The sequence below is a fragment of the Acinetobacter sp. ACIN00229 genome, from assembly GCF_016106645.1.
Taxonomy (GTDB): Bacteria; Pseudomonadota; Gammaproteobacteria; order Pseudomonadales; family Moraxellaceae; genus Acinetobacter; species Acinetobacter oleivorans.
On the sequence record NZ_JADWOM010000010.1, the window covers coordinates 99136 to 115023 of the forward strand.

At 40.2% G+C, this 15888-nt stretch carries 14 protein-coding genes; 13 read left to right on the forward strand and 1 reads right to left on the reverse strand.

The annotated features are described in order from the left end of the window. Positions 1 to 2 precede the first annotated feature (2 nt). The 5 genes from I7H67_RS11150 to I7H67_RS11170 are packed head-to-tail and all read left to right on the forward strand — an operon-like array spanning position 3 to position 5249. Positions 3 to 1502 carry a UDP-N-acetylmuramoyl-L-alanyl-D-glutamate--2,6-diaminopimelate ligase gene (locus tag I7H67_RS11150; protein ID WP_198307865.1) on the forward strand — a complete coding sequence of 500 codons (1500 nt, stop codon included), beginning with the start codon at positions 3 to 5 and terminating at the stop codon, positions 1500 to 1502. An 8-nt stretch (positions 1503 to 1510) separates the two neighbouring features. After that, positions 1511 to 2911: a UDP-N-acetylmuramoyl-tripeptide--D-alanyl-D-alanine ligase gene (locus tag I7H67_RS11155; RefSeq protein ID WP_198307866.1), complete on the forward strand. Its 1401-nt coding sequence runs from the start codon at positions 1511 to 1513 to the stop codon at positions 2909 to 2911. Further along, complete coding sequence (gene mraY / locus I7H67_RS11160) at positions 2912 to 4030, forward strand: phospho-N-acetylmuramoyl-pentapeptide-transferase (RefSeq protein ID WP_198307867.1); 1119 nt, start codon at positions 2912 to 2914, stop codon at positions 4028 to 4030. A 59-nt stretch (positions 4031 to 4089) separates the two neighbouring features. Beyond that, entirely contained in the window at positions 4090 to 4422 is a 333-nt protein-coding gene (locus tag I7H67_RS11165; protein WP_198307868.1) for a hypothetical protein, read from the forward strand. Between the two features lie 2 nt (positions 4423 to 4424). Further along, positions 4425 to 5249, forward strand: a complete 825-nt coding sequence (locus tag I7H67_RS11170) for a putative RNA methyltransferase (RefSeq protein WP_198307869.1) — start codon at positions 4425 to 4427, stop codon at positions 5247 to 5249. A 93-nt stretch (positions 5250 to 5342) separates the two neighbouring features. Here the strand turns inward: I7H67_RS11170 and ponA are convergent, their stop codons facing one another. Then, entirely contained in the window at positions 5343 to 7904 is a 2562-nt protein-coding gene (gene ponA / locus I7H67_RS11175; protein WP_198307870.1) for a penicillin-binding protein PBP1a, read from the reverse strand. Between the two features lie 161 nt (positions 7905 to 8065). Here ponA and I7H67_RS11180 point away from each other — a divergent pair, with 161 nt between their 5' ends. The 8 genes from I7H67_RS11180 (at position 8066) to I7H67_RS11215 (ending at position 15864) form a co-directional block, all read left to right on the forward strand. Next, the gene (locus I7H67_RS11180) at positions 8066 to 9124 is read left to right on the forward strand and encodes a pilus assembly protein PilM (RefSeq protein ID WP_198307871.1); all 1059 of its coding nucleotides are present in this window, start codon (positions 8066 to 8068) and stop codon (positions 9122 to 9124) included. Continuing rightward, complete coding sequence (locus I7H67_RS11185; protein WP_198307872.1) at positions 9124 to 9765, forward strand: PilN domain-containing protein; 642 nt, start codon at positions 9124 to 9126, stop codon at positions 9763 to 9765. The genes I7H67_RS11180 and I7H67_RS11185 overlap by 1 nt, the downstream gene beginning before the upstream one ends. Then, complete coding sequence (locus tag I7H67_RS11190) at positions 9762 to 10511, forward strand: type 4a pilus biogenesis protein PilO (RefSeq protein ID WP_013196696.1); 750 nt, start codon at positions 9762 to 9764, stop codon at positions 10509 to 10511. The genes I7H67_RS11185 and I7H67_RS11190 overlap by 4 nt, the downstream gene beginning before the upstream one ends. Before the next feature lie 10 nt (positions 10512 to 10521). Beyond that, positions 10522 to 11049: a pilus assembly protein PilP gene (locus I7H67_RS11195; protein WP_198307873.1), complete on the forward strand. Its 528-nt coding sequence runs from the start codon at positions 10522 to 10524 to the stop codon at positions 11047 to 11049. Between the two features lie 62 nt (positions 11050 to 11111). Then, positions 11112 to 13277 (forward strand): type IV pilus secretin PilQ family protein, encoded by a 2166-nt coding sequence (gene pilQ / locus I7H67_RS11200; protein WP_049837444.1) that lies wholly within the window; start codon positions 11112 to 11114, stop codon positions 13275 to 13277. Positions 13278 to 13288: 11 nt separating this feature from the next. Continuing rightward, the gene (aroK, locus tag I7H67_RS11205) at positions 13289 to 13858 is read left to right on the forward strand and encodes a shikimate kinase AroK (RefSeq protein WP_004789808.1); all 570 of its coding nucleotides are present in this window, start codon (positions 13289 to 13291) and stop codon (positions 13856 to 13858) included. Positions 13859 to 13886: 28 nt separating this feature from the next. After that, a complete protein-coding gene (gene aroB / locus I7H67_RS11210) occupies positions 13887 to 14969 on the forward strand; it encodes a 3-dehydroquinate synthase (RefSeq protein WP_151826491.1) in 1083 nt (360 codons plus the stop codon). A 16-nt stretch (positions 14970 to 14985) separates the two neighbouring features. Beyond that, positions 14986 to 15864, forward strand: a complete 879-nt coding sequence (locus I7H67_RS11215) for a hypothetical protein (protein ID WP_198307874.1) — start codon at positions 14986 to 14988, stop codon at positions 15862 to 15864. The last annotated feature ends 24 nt before the right edge of the window (positions 15865 to 15888 follow it).

Sequence of the window (15888 nt, forward strand, 5' to 3'; positions counted from 1 at the left end):
CTATGTCTGTTTCTTTTCAAGAAATTAATCCAGTCGAGATTAATGCACAGTGGTCTCAGCAGCCTTTCCATGGCTTTAGTCTAGACAGCCGTAAGGTTGAATCAGGCCAAATTTTTATTGCTTTGACCAGTTATAGCCAACCTGAAAAAACACGTGCTTTTGCTGAGTCAGCTTTAGCTAATGGCGCACTTGCGATCATTAGCGAGACTGAGCTGGGTGTGGCAAATGAATGGGTATGCCCTGATGTACGTCAGCGCATGGGCGAATGGCAAGAGCGTTATTTGCAACATATTGACCCTTTTACACCAGTACGTATTGTTGCAGTAACAGGCACAAATGGTAAAACGACAATTTCACGTTTAGTTGCTGAATTAATTAGTTCGCAGCAACAGCGCTGTGCGGTGATGGGCACAACTGGTAATGGTATTTTGCCTGATCTGACGCCATCAACTCATACTACGCTCGATGCTTTACAACTACAAAATGCATTACATGATTATGCTAAACAAGGTGCAACTTTCGCTTCTTTGGAAGCAAGCTCACATGGTTTAGAGCAAGGTCGTTTAAATGGTTGTGCGATTGAAATTGCTGTTTATAGTAATTTGAGTCGTGATCATCTGGATTATCATGGCACTTTAGAGGCTTACGCTGAAGCAAAGGCTCTCTTATTCCGTTTTAATTCTTTAAAAGTAGCTGTTATTAATCTTGATGATGAACATGCTGCTCTTATGATCAATGCAGCAAAACAAAATCCTGCTCAGCCAAAGATTTTGACGTATTCACTTACCCAAAATACGGCTGATTATTATATTAGTGACTTAAGTTACAGTTTGGCAGGGGCGACTTTTAATTTAGTCAGCTCTCAAGGTTCTTTTGCTGTTCAAAGTCCATTATTGGGGCATTTCAATGTCGAAAACCTGATTGCAGCGCTTATTGCTGCTGAGCAAGCAGGTTTTGATTTAGACGCTTTAGTCGCTTTTGTTCCTAAGCTGATTGGTGCGCCGGGACGAATGCAGGTCATTCGTGATGGCGAACGTTTATTTGTTGTGGATTATGCACACACACCTGATGCTTTGATTCAGGTGCTTAAGACTTTAAAACGTCACGTATCTAATCAGCTTTGGGCCGTATTTGGGTGTGGTGGAGATCGTGACCGCGGTAAACGTCCACTCATGACTCAAGCAGCATTGGATGGAGCGAATCCGATTATTCTGACTTCGGATAATCCAAGAACTGAAGACCCTGAACAAATTTTTGCTGATATGAAGCAAGGAATTGATTTCTCTGGGCATCGCATGCAGGAAATTCATGATCGCCGTGAAGCAATTAAATTTGTTGCACAGCAAGCTCAAGCTGGTGATATTGTGGTTATTGCTGGTAAAGGTCATGAAAATTATCAAGAAATTAATGGTGTGCGCCACTGGTTTGATGATGTAGTCGAAGTACAATCAGCAATTGCTGCGCAATACCATACTGTAGACGCTGCTTACCCTGCACAATAGGATTATTTATGCATACTTCAACCACCAGTACCGTGCCTTTGGAACCGTGGACAGCTCAACAATTACAACAGGCAACGCAGGGTTATTGGCATAAAGACCAGATCCCTCAAACTGAAATTAAACGTATTTTGACGGACTCTCGTCATGCGGAAACTGGGGATGCCTTTTTAGCACTAAAAGGTGAGCGTTTTGATGCACACGACTTTGTAGCTCAGGTTGCCGCGAATGGTTGTCAAATAGCCATTGTTGAACGTCCTTTATATATAGAAATTGCACAGTTAGTTGTTGCCGATACTCGCTTGGCTTTGGGGCAACTTGGCGCTTATCGCCGTGAGCAAAATACCCAATTAAAAGTGATTGCTTTAACAGGCAGTAGCGGTAAAACCACAACTAAAGAAATGTTGGGAAGTATATTATCGCGCTTAGCTCCGACATTAATTACCCGTGGTAATTTAAATAATGACCTTGGTGTGCCCATGATGCTGCTAGAGCTTCGTAAGGAACATCAATATGCGGTGATGGAGTTGGGTGCAAGCCATCAAGGTGAAATTGACTATACTTCTAAATTAGTTCAGCCTCATGTTGCAGGCATTTTAAATATTGGTACAGCTCATCTGGGCGAATTTGGTGGACGTGAAGGTATTTGCCGAGCTAAATCGGAAATTTATCGTCATATTTTGCCAAATGGCGTTGCAATCGTACCGCAACAAGATGATTTCACTGCTGAGATTCTTGACGCCGCAAAAGCGCATCGTATTTCTACATTTGGTGTAGGTGGCGATGTGTATGCAACAGATATTGAATTATTACCTCAATCAACAAATTTTACGCTACATACGCCGCAAGGCGTCAGTGCCGTTAAACTCCCTTTTGCAGGTGAGCATAATGTTCAGAATGCGACCGCAGCTGTAGCCTTTGCTTTAGCAATTGGTATTGGACTAGAAGATATTGTCCAAGGCCTAGAGCAAGCTCAGGGTGCTAAAGGCCGTCTTAACTTTATTCAAAAGTCACCTTACCTATTTATTGATGATACCTATAATGCCAATCCGACTTCAATGCGCGCTGCTGCACAAGTGTTGTTGCAACAACAAGGCGTAAAAGTGATGGTCATGGGGGATATTGGTGAGTTAGGTGATAGCAGTTGGCAAGAGCACCACGATTTAGGTCGTGATCTTGCTGAACTTCCTTTAGATCATATTATTGCAGTTGGGCAGTTTGCTCCAGCCGCTCTCGAGGGTGCACACTCTCATTCCAATAAAGTGAAAGCATTTCAGACACAAGCTGAGGCGCTTCCATTTCTAATCAATCTAATCCAAACACATCAACCACAGTCCATGAGTTTCCTGTTTAAAGGTTCTCGCTTTACTCATATGGAAACGTTGATGGCTGATTTGATGGAGAAACTTTAAATGCTGTTATGGTTGTTTGAACACCTTGCGGGCTATCACAGTTCGTTTCAGGTCGTTCGTTATTTAACATTACGTTCTTTACTCAGTGTATTAACTTCACTGACCATTGGTTTGGTCCTCGGACCGATCATGATTCGTAAATTACAAGCGTTAAAATACGGTCAGGCAGTAAGTTCATTTGCTCCTGAAAATCATGCTAAAAAGATGGGTACACCAACCATGGGCGGGATTTTAATTCTGCTTTCAATTGGTATTAGTACTTTACTCTGGGCTGATTTATCTAACCCTTATGTTTGGATTGTGCTTGGTGTAATGGTTGTGTTCGGTGCTGTGGGCTGGGCAGATGACTGGATTAAAATCCGCTATAAAGACAATGCTGGTTTACCTGCCCGTAAGAAGTTTTTCTGGACTTCTGTTGCATCGCTTGGAGCGGGTATTGCTTTATATTTAATTGCAACCCAACAGTCGAATGCTGAACATACTGCAAACATGCTGGATTTATTGATTCCATTCTTTAAGAATCTTTCAATTCCACTCTCTATGGTTCCTTTAGGCTTGGCATTTATTGTATTTACCTATCTGGTTATTAATGGTGCCTCTAACGCCGTTAACTTAACGGATGGTTTAGATGGTTTAGCAATCATGCCTGTTGTAATGGTCGCTACGGGCTTAGGTGTATTTGCTTACTTGTCAGGTGACATTCGTTTTGCTAATTATTTGCATATTCCATATGTGAAATATACATCTGAGCTTGTTGTAATCTGCTCTGCGATGATTGGTGCAGGTTTGGCATTTCTTTGGTATAACGCACACCCAGCTCAAATCTTTATGGGTGATGTTGGTGCATTAGCTTTAGGCGCGATGCTTGGAACAATTGCTGTTATGGTACGCCAAGAAATCGTATTTGCGATTATGGGTGGTGTATTTGTAATGGAGGCAGTTTCTGTATTCTTGCAAATTGGGTCGCTGCGGATGCGTAATAAACGCGTGTTCTTAATGGCGCCGCTACATCATCATTATGAAAAGCAGGGCTGGAAAGAAACCCAAGTTGTGATTCGTTTTTGGATTATTACAATTATATTAGTAGTTTTAGGTCTAATGACTTTAAAATTGCGATAGATCTTATTTTAGTGTCAATATAAAGCCAGTTCTACTGGCTTTTTTTATTGGAGAGATGAATGACAAAAGTTGCTGGTCTAGACCAATTATCTGTAATTAATCAGAAAGTAGTGGGAGAGGGCGAAGTATTACCTCAAGTTGTGCTTAAAGATGGAAGTCAGGTGCAAACAGGAACTGTCGCTACAATGCTGCATAATATTGAATTATATAATGCAGGCCAAAGAGGCCAGATTGAGGAAGAATTAAAGATTGCTATTCCAACTTTAGTCAAAGTGGGGCTATTTGATTTATTTGAGGTAGATGAATGGATTAAGGGAGCAAATGCAGGGCGTACATTTGTAGGAATGCATGCAAAGTCTTATTTACAACATAAAGAACAAGAGAATAATTAAAAGTGACTAAGCAAATTTTAATGTGTCCTGTGTGTCGTCAGTCTCTCGATTTAAATGAAAAAACTTGGCGATGTGGACAAGGGCATAGTTATGATGTCGCTAAACAAGGTTATGTGAACTTACATGTTGTGCAGCATAAACATAGTAAGAACCCTGGAGATACACCAGAGTCAGTCGATGCACGAAGAGCTTTTTTACAAGGTGGTTATTATCAGCCTTTACAACATGCTGTAGTCGCTTTATTAAAACAATTAGATGTAAAAACCGTACTTGATATCGGGTGTGGTGAAGGTTACTACACCAGTGCTATGCAGCAAGTTGTTGAGCAGTGTGTTGGTGTTGATATTGCAAAAAATGCGGTACAACGCGCAGCAAAGCTCAATAGTGAGGTGACTTGGGTTGTGGGAACTGGTGCGACTTTACCTGTGCTTGATCAAAGCATGGATGCATGTACCAGTTTGTTTAGCCCAATTCCACAAGCAGAAATTGCACGTGTTTTAAAGGATGATGGATATTTAATTGTTGTCACTCCTGCATCTGAGCATTTATATGCAATGCGTGAAGCTTTATTTGAACAGGTTAACCCTCATACACCAGAGAAGTTTGTGGAGCAGTTGCAAGATTTGTTTGAGCTCAAACAAGAGCAAATTATTAATGCCCCTTTTGTGCTTGATCAACAGGCTTTAAAAAATCTGATTGCTATGACACCTTATGCTTATAAAGCTTCTCCTGAGCGTCGTTTGCAGTTAGAGCAGCAGTCGCAATTAGAGGTAATGGCATCTTTTCAAATCTATGTCTTTCAGAAACGTAATAAAATAGCTAGTTAGCAGTCTATTTTTAAAAGCATAAAAAAAGCCATCTGATGATTTATTTTTAAGAGCGCAAAAAAAGAAGCCATCTGATGATGGCTTCTTTTTTTGCTATTCAATCTGATTAATCAGATTTTCTAGTTCATCTTTCTCACGCTTCGGCGCTGCTCCCTGTGAAGGCTTCATCGCAGGAGGTGCAGCTTTTGATGGAATAACAATTTCCTCACCTGGTAAATCGGAAAAGTCATTGTCATTGCTTAGTTTCGGTTGTGGTGGTGCTGGGCGATATAGCGGGCGTGCTAATGGTGGAGCTGCACGATAAGTTTTCTTATCGCCTACCTCAGTAACAGTTTGTTGTTTGTCACGTGAAATAGGACCTTGAGCATCTTTATCTAAACGAACCCAAGATGCTGGCGTACCTTGCAAAGCTTGACCCATAAAATTAATCCAGATCGGTAATGCAGCAATACCACCATACTCACGTCGACCTAATGTTGTCGGTTGGTCAAATCCAACCCACGTTACAGTCACTAACTTGCCGTTAAAACCTGCAAACCATGCATCTTTTGCATCGTTGGTTGTACCTGTTTTACCGCCTAAATCACTACGGCCAATTTTAAGTGCGGCACGGCCTGTACCATGCTCAATTACATCACGTAAAATGTTCGCCATATCGTAAGCAGAGCTTGATTTTAAAATACGTTGAGCTTGGCGATATTCGCTATTCGCTTTATCAGTTTGTTTAAGATTAAGTTGCTTAGCTGCCTTTTCTTTCTGCTCTACGTCTTTGTTAGTAACTTCAATCACTTCATCATCTGTTGTCGTAGCTTTCTGCTCGTCATCAGTTGTGTCTGGCGCATTAATACATGGAATACATGCATATTCTGGTTTAGCTTGATAAATCACTTTACCGTATGCATCTTCAATACGCTGAATAAAGTGTGGTTGAACGCGATAACCGCCATTTGCAAAAGTTGCGTATCCAGTTGCCATTTGAATTGGTAACACTTGAGGTGTACCTAGAGCAATGGTGTAGTTACGTGGAATTTGATCTTCTTGTAAACCAAAATCCATGAATAACTGGCGAGTACGTTCAATTCCCACAGTTTGCAAAAGGCGTACCGACACGGTATTACGAGACAAATACAAAGCACGACGTAAAGGGATCATCCCTAAATAACGACCGTCTGAGTTTCTCGGTGTCCACTTACCAATCGTGATAGGACTATCATTCACCATGCTGTACGGCGTCATACCGCGTTCAAGTGCCAATGCATAGACAAACGGTTTAATCGTTGAACCGGGTTGGCGCCAGCCTTGTAAGGCACGGTTAAATTTTGATTGATAGAAGTTATAACCACCTACAATTGCTTCAATTGAACCATCATTCGGGTTAATCGCAATAAGTTGACCTTGAACTTTTGGAACCTGAACTAAAGACCATGCTGTTTTTGCCTCATTTGGACGTAAGCGAACAATATCTTTAACTTGAACAATTTGAGATGCACGTGAAGGAGCACCACCTACACTATTTGCATTGCGATAGGGGCGAGCCCATGACATACCTGACCACTGTACAGTAACGGTTGTACCATCTTGCATGAGTGCATCAAAAGAGCTGCTATTTACCTTGGTAACTTGTGCCGGGTAGGTATTGGCATATGCTCTAAATTCATTTAATGGTTTATCGTGTGCTTCCGCACCACGCCAGCCATGACGACGGTCGTAAGCTTCAAGACCATCTTGTACAGATTTTTCTGCAATCGCTTGGCGTTTAGCATTGATGGTTGTATAGACTTTATAGCCAGAATCAATGGCTTGTTCACCAAAATGCTTAACGAGTTCCGAACGAACCATTTCGCCCGCATATGGGTGAATATTATTTAAATCCCGATTGGGCATGTTTAGATTAATCGGTTCAGCTACAGCTTTTTGATATTCTGTTTGAGAGATATAACCCAGCTGTAACATACGGCCTAAAATCCAGTTGCGGCGTTCAAGTGCACGTTCAGGATTAACCACAGGATTGTATTTAGAAGGTGCTTTTGGCAAACCTGCAATCATTGCCATTTGAGCAATACTAAGCTCATTAATACTTTTGTTGTAATAAATTTTGGCTGCCGCTGCGATACCGTAGGCATTTTTTCCTAAGAAGATTTTATTCACATACAGACTGAGAATTTCTTCTTTAGATAAGTTTTGCTCAATTTTTCGAGCTAAAAAGATCTCGGTTATTTTGCGTTTTAAGGTTCTTTCTGGACTTAAATAATAGTTCTTTGCAACCTGCATGGTAATGGTTGAACCACCAGTTTGCACATCAGAACCAGTTACACTTTCACTTAAAGCACGCCCTAAACCTTTAAAACTGATCCCGCTATGTTCAAAGAAAGAAGAATCTTCTGCTGCTAAAAATGCATGAATAAAAGCAGGAGGAATTTGTTTGTATTCAACTGGAATAGAAAGCTTACCACCATACTCGGCAATCAGTTGATTATCCGAGGTATAGACCTGTAGAGGTTTTAAAAGCGGAGCTTTTTTTAGTGAACTCATTTCAGGGAGCGATGGGGCGATATAGAGATACATGCCATAAAAGCCCATCGGAAGTGAGACTAAGATAATAATAATGATCAAAAAAATTGGACGCACGAAGCCCAAACTGGATAGCTTTTTCATGATAAGTAAGCTTTAATAAGATCGAATACAAACTAATTGTGGTCAGTATAGCCTTTAGACATGCGGATTGTTAGATGAGATATTGTATCCGTGTAAAAATAAAGACCTAGATTATTGGTTTGTAATTTTTTTTGGGGATAAAAAAATAATAGGACAATAGTGTGCTCAGGTTATATCGTAAACCGAATAAGGGGTTAATGGGTGTCGATATTAGTTCGACTTCTGTTAAGTTGTTAGAGCTCTCTGTTAAGAACGGTAAATATTGGGTAGAAAGCTATGCTTTGATGCCTTTACCCGAGAACAGTGTAGTTGAAAAAAATATCTTGAATCCAGAGGCAGTAGCAGAAGCTTTGGAACGGGCGATGAATTTAGCAAATCCCCAAACCAATAACGCTGCAATTGCTGTTCCAACATCGACGGTTATTCATAAAACCATCGAAATGGATGCAGATATGAATGATGATGAACGAGAAATTCAGATTCGTTTAGATGCGGAGCAGTATATACCGTTCCCTTTGGATGAAGTGAGTCTTGATTTTGAGGTTTTACCAGATCGACTGCCTAATCCAAACCGTGTAAATGTACTTCTAGTTGCAACAAGAACAGAAAATGTTGAAACACGAGTAGAAGTGCTGGAACTAGTAGATCTAACGCCTAAGCTTGCTGATGTCGAAAGTTATGCTGTCGAGCGTGCTTTTAGTGTATTTGCTGATAGTTTACCCATGGGTGCAAATACCATTGGTATTTTAGATATCGGCCATACCATGACTACATTATCGGTTATGCAAAGTGGCAAAATCATTTATACCCGTGAACAAGTCTTCGGCGGCAAGCAGCTTACTCTGGAAATTCAAAGCCGTTATGGTTTGTCATTGGAAGAAGCGGGACGAGCTAAAAAAGAACGCTCTTTACCCGATGACTATGACATCGAAGTTTTAGAGCCATTTTTAGATGCGGTCGTGCAGCAAGCCGCTAGATCTCTACAATTTTTCTTCTCTTCTTCACAATTCAATGAAATAGACCATATTTTATTAGCGGGTGGGAATGCCAATATTCCTGGGCTTGCCAAATTGTTGCAGCAAAAACTTGGTTATCGTGTGACCATTGCCAATCCATTTTTACAAATGGGTTTTTCTCCTCAAGTCGATATTCAAAAACTTGAAAATGATGCTTCATCATTAATGGTGGCATGTGGTTTGGCTTTAAGGAGTTTTGATTAATGGCAACAATTAATTTACTTCCTTGGCGTGATGGGCTTAGGGAACAACGCAAAAAACAATTTATTATTTTCTGTTTTGGGGTCGTTGTACTGGGGATCACCACTGTATTTTCTGGGTGGTTTTATTTGAATCAAAAATTAGATGATCAAGAACAAGCTAATCAACTCATTACCAGTACAAACCAGAGTCTAGATCAACAGCTTAAAACCTTAAATGGCTTGCAAGAACAGCGTGATGCCATTATCGAACGTATGAAACTTATTCAGGGATTGCAAAGTCAACGTCCTGTTGTTGTGCGTTTGGTGGATGAATTGGTAAGGGGCACTCCGGCAGCGATGTATTTGACTAAATTTAGCAGAACTGGAGATAAATTTACCATTGAAGGTAAAGCAGAAAGTCCAAATACGGTCGCGGAGTTATTACGTAATCTCGAAGCATCACCATGGTATCGCAATGCTTTTATGAACTCTTTCTTGGCGACCGAAGAGAAAAAAGATAAGACGGCGAGTTCACTACTTCCTAGAGTAGAAGATAGTTATGGCAGTTTTGTTGTGACTGTTGATTTAGGAGAAATGGGGGTGACTACAACAGATGATACCGCCAATACGTCTGTAAGTGCGGATAAGGGGGCGGTTAAATGAGTCCGGATGAACTTCATGAGTTGTCGTTAGAACAAGCTCCATCTAAGAAAAAACAGATTACTTTAGAAAAATTTCTTCAGCAATTTAACACACTAGATATGAACAGTTATGGTAGCTGGCCATTATCTGTGAAAATTACGTGCTGGGTTTTTATTTTCTTTGCTGTATTGGCTTTAGGATACTTTGTTGTTATTCAGCCAAAGTTACAAGCAATTGATAATGCACAGGCGCAAGAAAGTAATTTGTTGAATGAGTTTCGCGAAAAGGATTCAAAATTACGTAACTTGCAGCAATATCAACTTCAACTTCAAGAGATGCAAGCAAACTTTAATCAGCAGTTAGAACAACTCCCAAAAGAAACCGAGATTCCAAGCTTGGTTGAGGATATTAACTTAACTGGTGTGAGCTCTGGTCTGAAGTTTAAAAATATTCGTTTAGAAGATGAAGTGAAGCAGGAAATCTTTATTGAACAGCCTATTACGATGGAAGCAACTGGCGATTATCACGCTTTTGGTGCTTTTGTGAGTAGTATTGCGGCATTACCACGTATTGTGACGATGCATGATTTTGTTGTAGAAGCTGCACCTGTTAAAGATAGTAAGTCAGATATTCCTGTCCTTAATTATTCTATTAAAGCAAAAACTTATCGCTATATGGGCGCCGTAGAAAATGCTGAACATTCGGAAAACAACGCTTCGGCTTCAGTAGCACCTGTTTCCTCTACTGCTAATACACAGTCGAAATAGGAGCATTACAATGAAACTTAAGCAAATTTCTTTTTCTATTTTGGCATGTTTAGTTTTAGTTGGATGTGACTCGAGAATTGATGCTGTAAATCAGCAAATGGCAAATATACGTAATCAGCCACCACAGCAGATAGATCCAGCACCTGTTTTCACGCCTGTACCACAATTTAACTATGCGGCTCATCAGCTAAAGAGCCCATTTTTACCAAGCTCACTTGCTGCTGAGCTCAAAATTATGGCAGGAAAACGGGTATATCCGAATTTCTCACGTGCACCTCAGCCTCTAGAAAGTTATGCATTAGAATCCTTAAACATGAAAGGAAGCATACGTAATAACCGTGGGCAAGTATTGGCTCTTATCCAATCACCCGATCAGCAAATTGAACGGGTACAGGTGGGGAACTATATCGGGATGAATCAAGGGCGTATTACCCATATTGGTCCAACCCAGATTGATCTGGTGGAGATTGTTCCTGATGGGCGCGAAGGCTATGTGGAGAGACCAAGAACCTTAGTGTTAATTGGACCCGCACCCTAAAATTTAGGGAATAACAAAGAAAAAGTATTTTTAAAGATTATTTAATTGGGGATGGTCAGACAATGAATCACGTATTCCGTCAGTTTTCTATGGGGGCTGTAGCCATTGCACTTATGCAGGTTGCCTCTGCACAGGTCAGCATGACCAATATTGTACCAACGCAAATTGCAGGTCAGGGTACAGAAATTCGAGTTATGTTTAATGGTTTGCCACCACAACCACAGGCATATCAACTTGAAAATCCTTCACGTTTGATTTTGGATTTTAATAAAGCTCAGCAGACTTTAACACAGTCAAAAGTGGCAATTGGTACAAATGAAGCAAGCTCAGTTGATGTAAGTTCTGATGATCAGCGCTCACGTTTAACTGTAAATTTAAAAGAGGCAGGTGCGTTTACAACGCGCATTGAAGGCAATACTTTTATTCTAAAGATTAATTCAGCTCAAGCAGCTATTAAGCCTTTACCAACCACTACAGTACAGCCGCAAGGTGTCTCAAATATTGGCTTTCAGCGCGGTGGTCAAGGTGAAGGATTAATTGTTATTGATTTATTGGGAAGTAATACCCCTGTTGATGTTCAGCAACAAGGTAGCAAAGTCGTAGTGAGAACTCTGGGCTCTAAAATTCCTACCCATTTGGCTAAACGTTTAAATGTGAACGATTTTGCAACTCCTGTTTCTACCATTGAATCTTATAACGAAAAAGGCAATGGTGTTATTACGATCCAATCTACTGGTAGCTATGAATATATGGCTTATCAAGCGGAAAATAAACTCACCATTAGCTTAAAGCGCCCTCAGGATAAAAACGTAACTTCTTTATATAAGACACCTAATTACTCTGGTAATAAGCTTTCTCTTGATTTCCAAGATATTGAAGTCCGTCGCGTTTTACAATTACTTGCCGATTTTACTGGCATTAATATGGTGGCCGCCGATAGTGTTCAGGGTAATATTACTTTGCGCTTGAAAGATGTTCCGTGGGATCAGGCACTTGATATTATTTTAAAGACTAAAAATCTGGATAAACGCAGAAATGGTAACGTTATTTGGATTGCGCCTGTTGCGGAATTGATTAAGGCTGAAGAAGAAGAAGCAAAAGCTGTCGCACAGAGTGTCAAACTGGCTCCCTTGCAAACTGAGTATATTCAACTTAAATATGCACAAGCACATGATATTATGGGTTTAATTACTCAAGGTTCAAATAATGGCAATGGTTTGCAGCATACTTCAGGTGGAGGTACTTCAACTTCAACTAACTTAAATACGGGTGTTGATAGTTTAGGAAATAACGTAGGAAGTTTATTGAGTCCACGTGGAACAATTACTCAAGATGATCGCACCAATACTTTAATTATTAATGATACAGCTCAGTCGATTGATCAAATTCGTAAAATGATTGATTTACTGGATGTACAAGTTAAGCAGGTCATGGTTGAGGCACGTATTGTTAGAGCATCTACTTCTTTTACCAAAGAACTTGGTGTTAAATGGGGGATCCTATCTCAAGGAATTACCAATAATAATAACTTGCTGGTTGGTGGTAGTGAAACAACCTTATGGAATTTAAGAAAGCCAGAAAAAGACAGTACAACAGGTGGTTATACATATACGATTGAACGTCCAGATAACTTAAACGTCGATTTAGGGGTAACCAATCCGGCTGGAAGTATTGCCTTTGGTTTGATTAGCATGTCTGATTTTATGCTTGATCTTGAACTTTCAGCATTACAAGCCGATGGCTATGGTGAGGTTATTTCTACACCTAAAGTCATGACGGCAGATAAACAACCAGCGAAAGTTGCAACAGGTCAGCAGGTCCCTTATCAATCTACAACGAACTCTGCTGCAGGCTCGACTGCTACAACCTCATTTAAAGATGCGCTGCTAAGCTTAAATGTGACACCAAGTATTACACCTGATGGTAAGATCCAAATGAAATTAGATATTTCGAAAGATTCTGTTGCTGGTGCTGCTCCTAATGGTGAGTTAATTTTAAATAAAAATCAGATTAACACCAATGTATTGGTTAATAACGGTGAAACAGTCATTTTAGGAGGGGTATTTGAACAGACGACATCTAACTCACAAACCAAGGTTCCTTTCTTTGGTGATATTCCTGTACTTGGGCATTTATTCAGAAAAGATGTGAAATCTGATGATAAACAAGAGTTACTGATTTTCGTTACTCCACGAATTGTTAATGACACTTTGGTGAGAAATCATTAATATATTTTTTAATGAAAGCAATTGAAATAGGTGGCGCCTTGCCAAGCAAAGCGTTTGAAACCCTGCCAAATATTTATTTGGTGGGGCCCATGGGGGCAGGAAAAACAACCGTTGGACGTCATTTAGCCGAAATATTAGGGCGTGAATTTTTAGATAGTGATCATGAAATTGAACGCAAAACAGGGGCTACTATTCCTTGGATTTTTGAAAAAGAAGGGGAATTCGGATTTCGTGCTCGTGAAACCATAGTGTTGAATGAGTTAACTTCCCGTAAGGCTTTGGTTTTAGCAACAGGTGGCGGTGCGATTACTCAAGCACCCAATCGTGAGTTCCTAAAGCAGCGTGGTATTGTTGTTTATCTTTACACTCCAGTGGAACTACAATTACAACGAACTTATCGCGATAAAAACAGACCTCTATTACAAGTTGAAAACCCTGAACAAAAATTGCGAGATTTGTTAAAAATACGTGATCCTTTATATCGTGAAGTTGCTCATTACACGATTGAAACCAATCAGGGTGCTGCACGCGATCTTGCTCAAAAGATTCTGCAACTTATTTTGTCTAACACGCTAAAATAGCCAAACTTACTCGTGGTTTAATAAACTCATGCAAACTTTACATGTTGAATTAGGCGAACGCCGTTATCCTATTTTTATTGGCAGTCAACTTGATCCTAAACAGTTGCTTGAACCTTATATTCATGGTCAACAGGTCATGATTGTGAGTAATGAAACGGTCGCACCTTTATATTTATCTCACTATCAAGAAGCATTAAAAAGTTTGGGTAAAACTGTAGCTACGTGTATTTTGCCCGATGGTGAAAAATATAAAGATATTCAACATTTAAATTTAATTTTTGATGCACTACTTGAAGCTGGTTTTAACCGAGATTGTACGGTTTTAGCTTTAGGTGGTGGTGTGATTGGTGATATGGCTGGCTTTGCATCGGCGTGTTTTCAGCGCGGTGTTTATTTTGTTCAGGTTCCAACTACGCTCCTTTCACAAGTAGATTCAAGTGTAGGTGGTAAAACTGGTATTAATCACCCACTGGGTAAAAACATGCTTGGCGCATTTCAGCAACCTCAAGTTGTTTTGGCTGATATGGCTCAACTCAACACCTTACCGGATCGAGAGTTGTCTGCTGGATTATCAGAAGTCATTAAATATGCTTTGTTAGGCGACGCTGATTTTCTGGTTTGGTTAGAGCAAAATATGGATGGGTTGATTGGGCGAGATGCTGATCTTTTAGCAGAAGCTGTTTACCGTTCATGTGCTCATAAAGCCCGTATTGTTGCAAACGATGAAAAAGAGCAAGGCGAAAGAGCCTTGCTCAACTTAGGTCATACGTTTGGTCATGCTATTGAATCTTATCTAGGTTATGGAACTTGGTTGCATGGCGAAGCAGTAGCTACCGGCATGGTTATGGCAGCTGATTTATCACAGCGTTTAGGCTGGATTTCAAGTGATGATGTAGAGCGTACAAAAAAAATTATTCAACGCGCTAATTTGCCGATATCATGTCCAAAAATTCCATTGGATGAATTCCTTGGATATATGGCACATGATAAAAAAGTCCTCAATGGTCAATTACGTTTAGTGTTGTTAAAGCAACTTGGACAAGCGGTAATTACTAAAGACTTTGATGTTGAATTCATGAAACAAGCTATTTTGGCAAATCAACACGGATAATAAATTAAGGTAACACATGACTGTATCACGTACACTTTGGCAGAATGTTCAACAATATATCTGGTTGGTGGGTGGTATCGTCTGCTTGTTTCTGGCTTTTCTTTTCTGGGTAATGACGGATAGTAAGAAGCTTGTAGAAGTTGAAAAAGCTGCCGATTCAGAAGCACCTGTACAAATTCAGCCAGAAAAAGTGGCAACAACGGCTAACTTAGGGGCTTTAGCCGATGAGGTTAGGCCTCTTGATTTAACGACTCGCACAGTTGCTTCAGGTCAGCATGAAGCAGAGTTTCGCGGTACAAAATTTATTAACGAAAACAAGAAACAGTGGACGCTTGAGTTATTCCGTGCATCTGACGAAGATATTATTAAAAACTTTTTAAAGAATCGTTCAGACCGAAATAAATTTATCTACTTCCGATTAAGTGGAGAGAAGCAATCTGAACAATATGTTTTGACATATGGTGTATTTAAGCGTTCTGAGGATGCAATTCAGCAGTTAACGCAACTGAATCTTGATTTGCCTGAATCAATTAAGCCACAACCACAACAATTTTCTACTTATGTACCACTAGTTAATGACTTGGGTGCAGATGAAATGAAAGGTGGCATTAGCCAAACTTATGAAGTGCGTCTACGTCCAGCTGCATTGCCTAAAATTGATGAGTCTTTGCTCATGGGTGCAGGTGTAAACGGTGCGATAAGTACACAGCCGAAAGTGACTGCTCCAGCAACGAACTCTACAACCCGGACGACCATTATTCGCCGGGATGCTGAAGGAAATGTTGTAGATGTACATCAGTCAAATTCTGCAGATGCTTCTAAAAAGACTCAGCAAAATCGTGAAATTGAAGCTACTCCTAAAAATGCAACAAATGAGGGCACAAGAGGAAACTAAGGATAAGAATAATGTGCACAAATA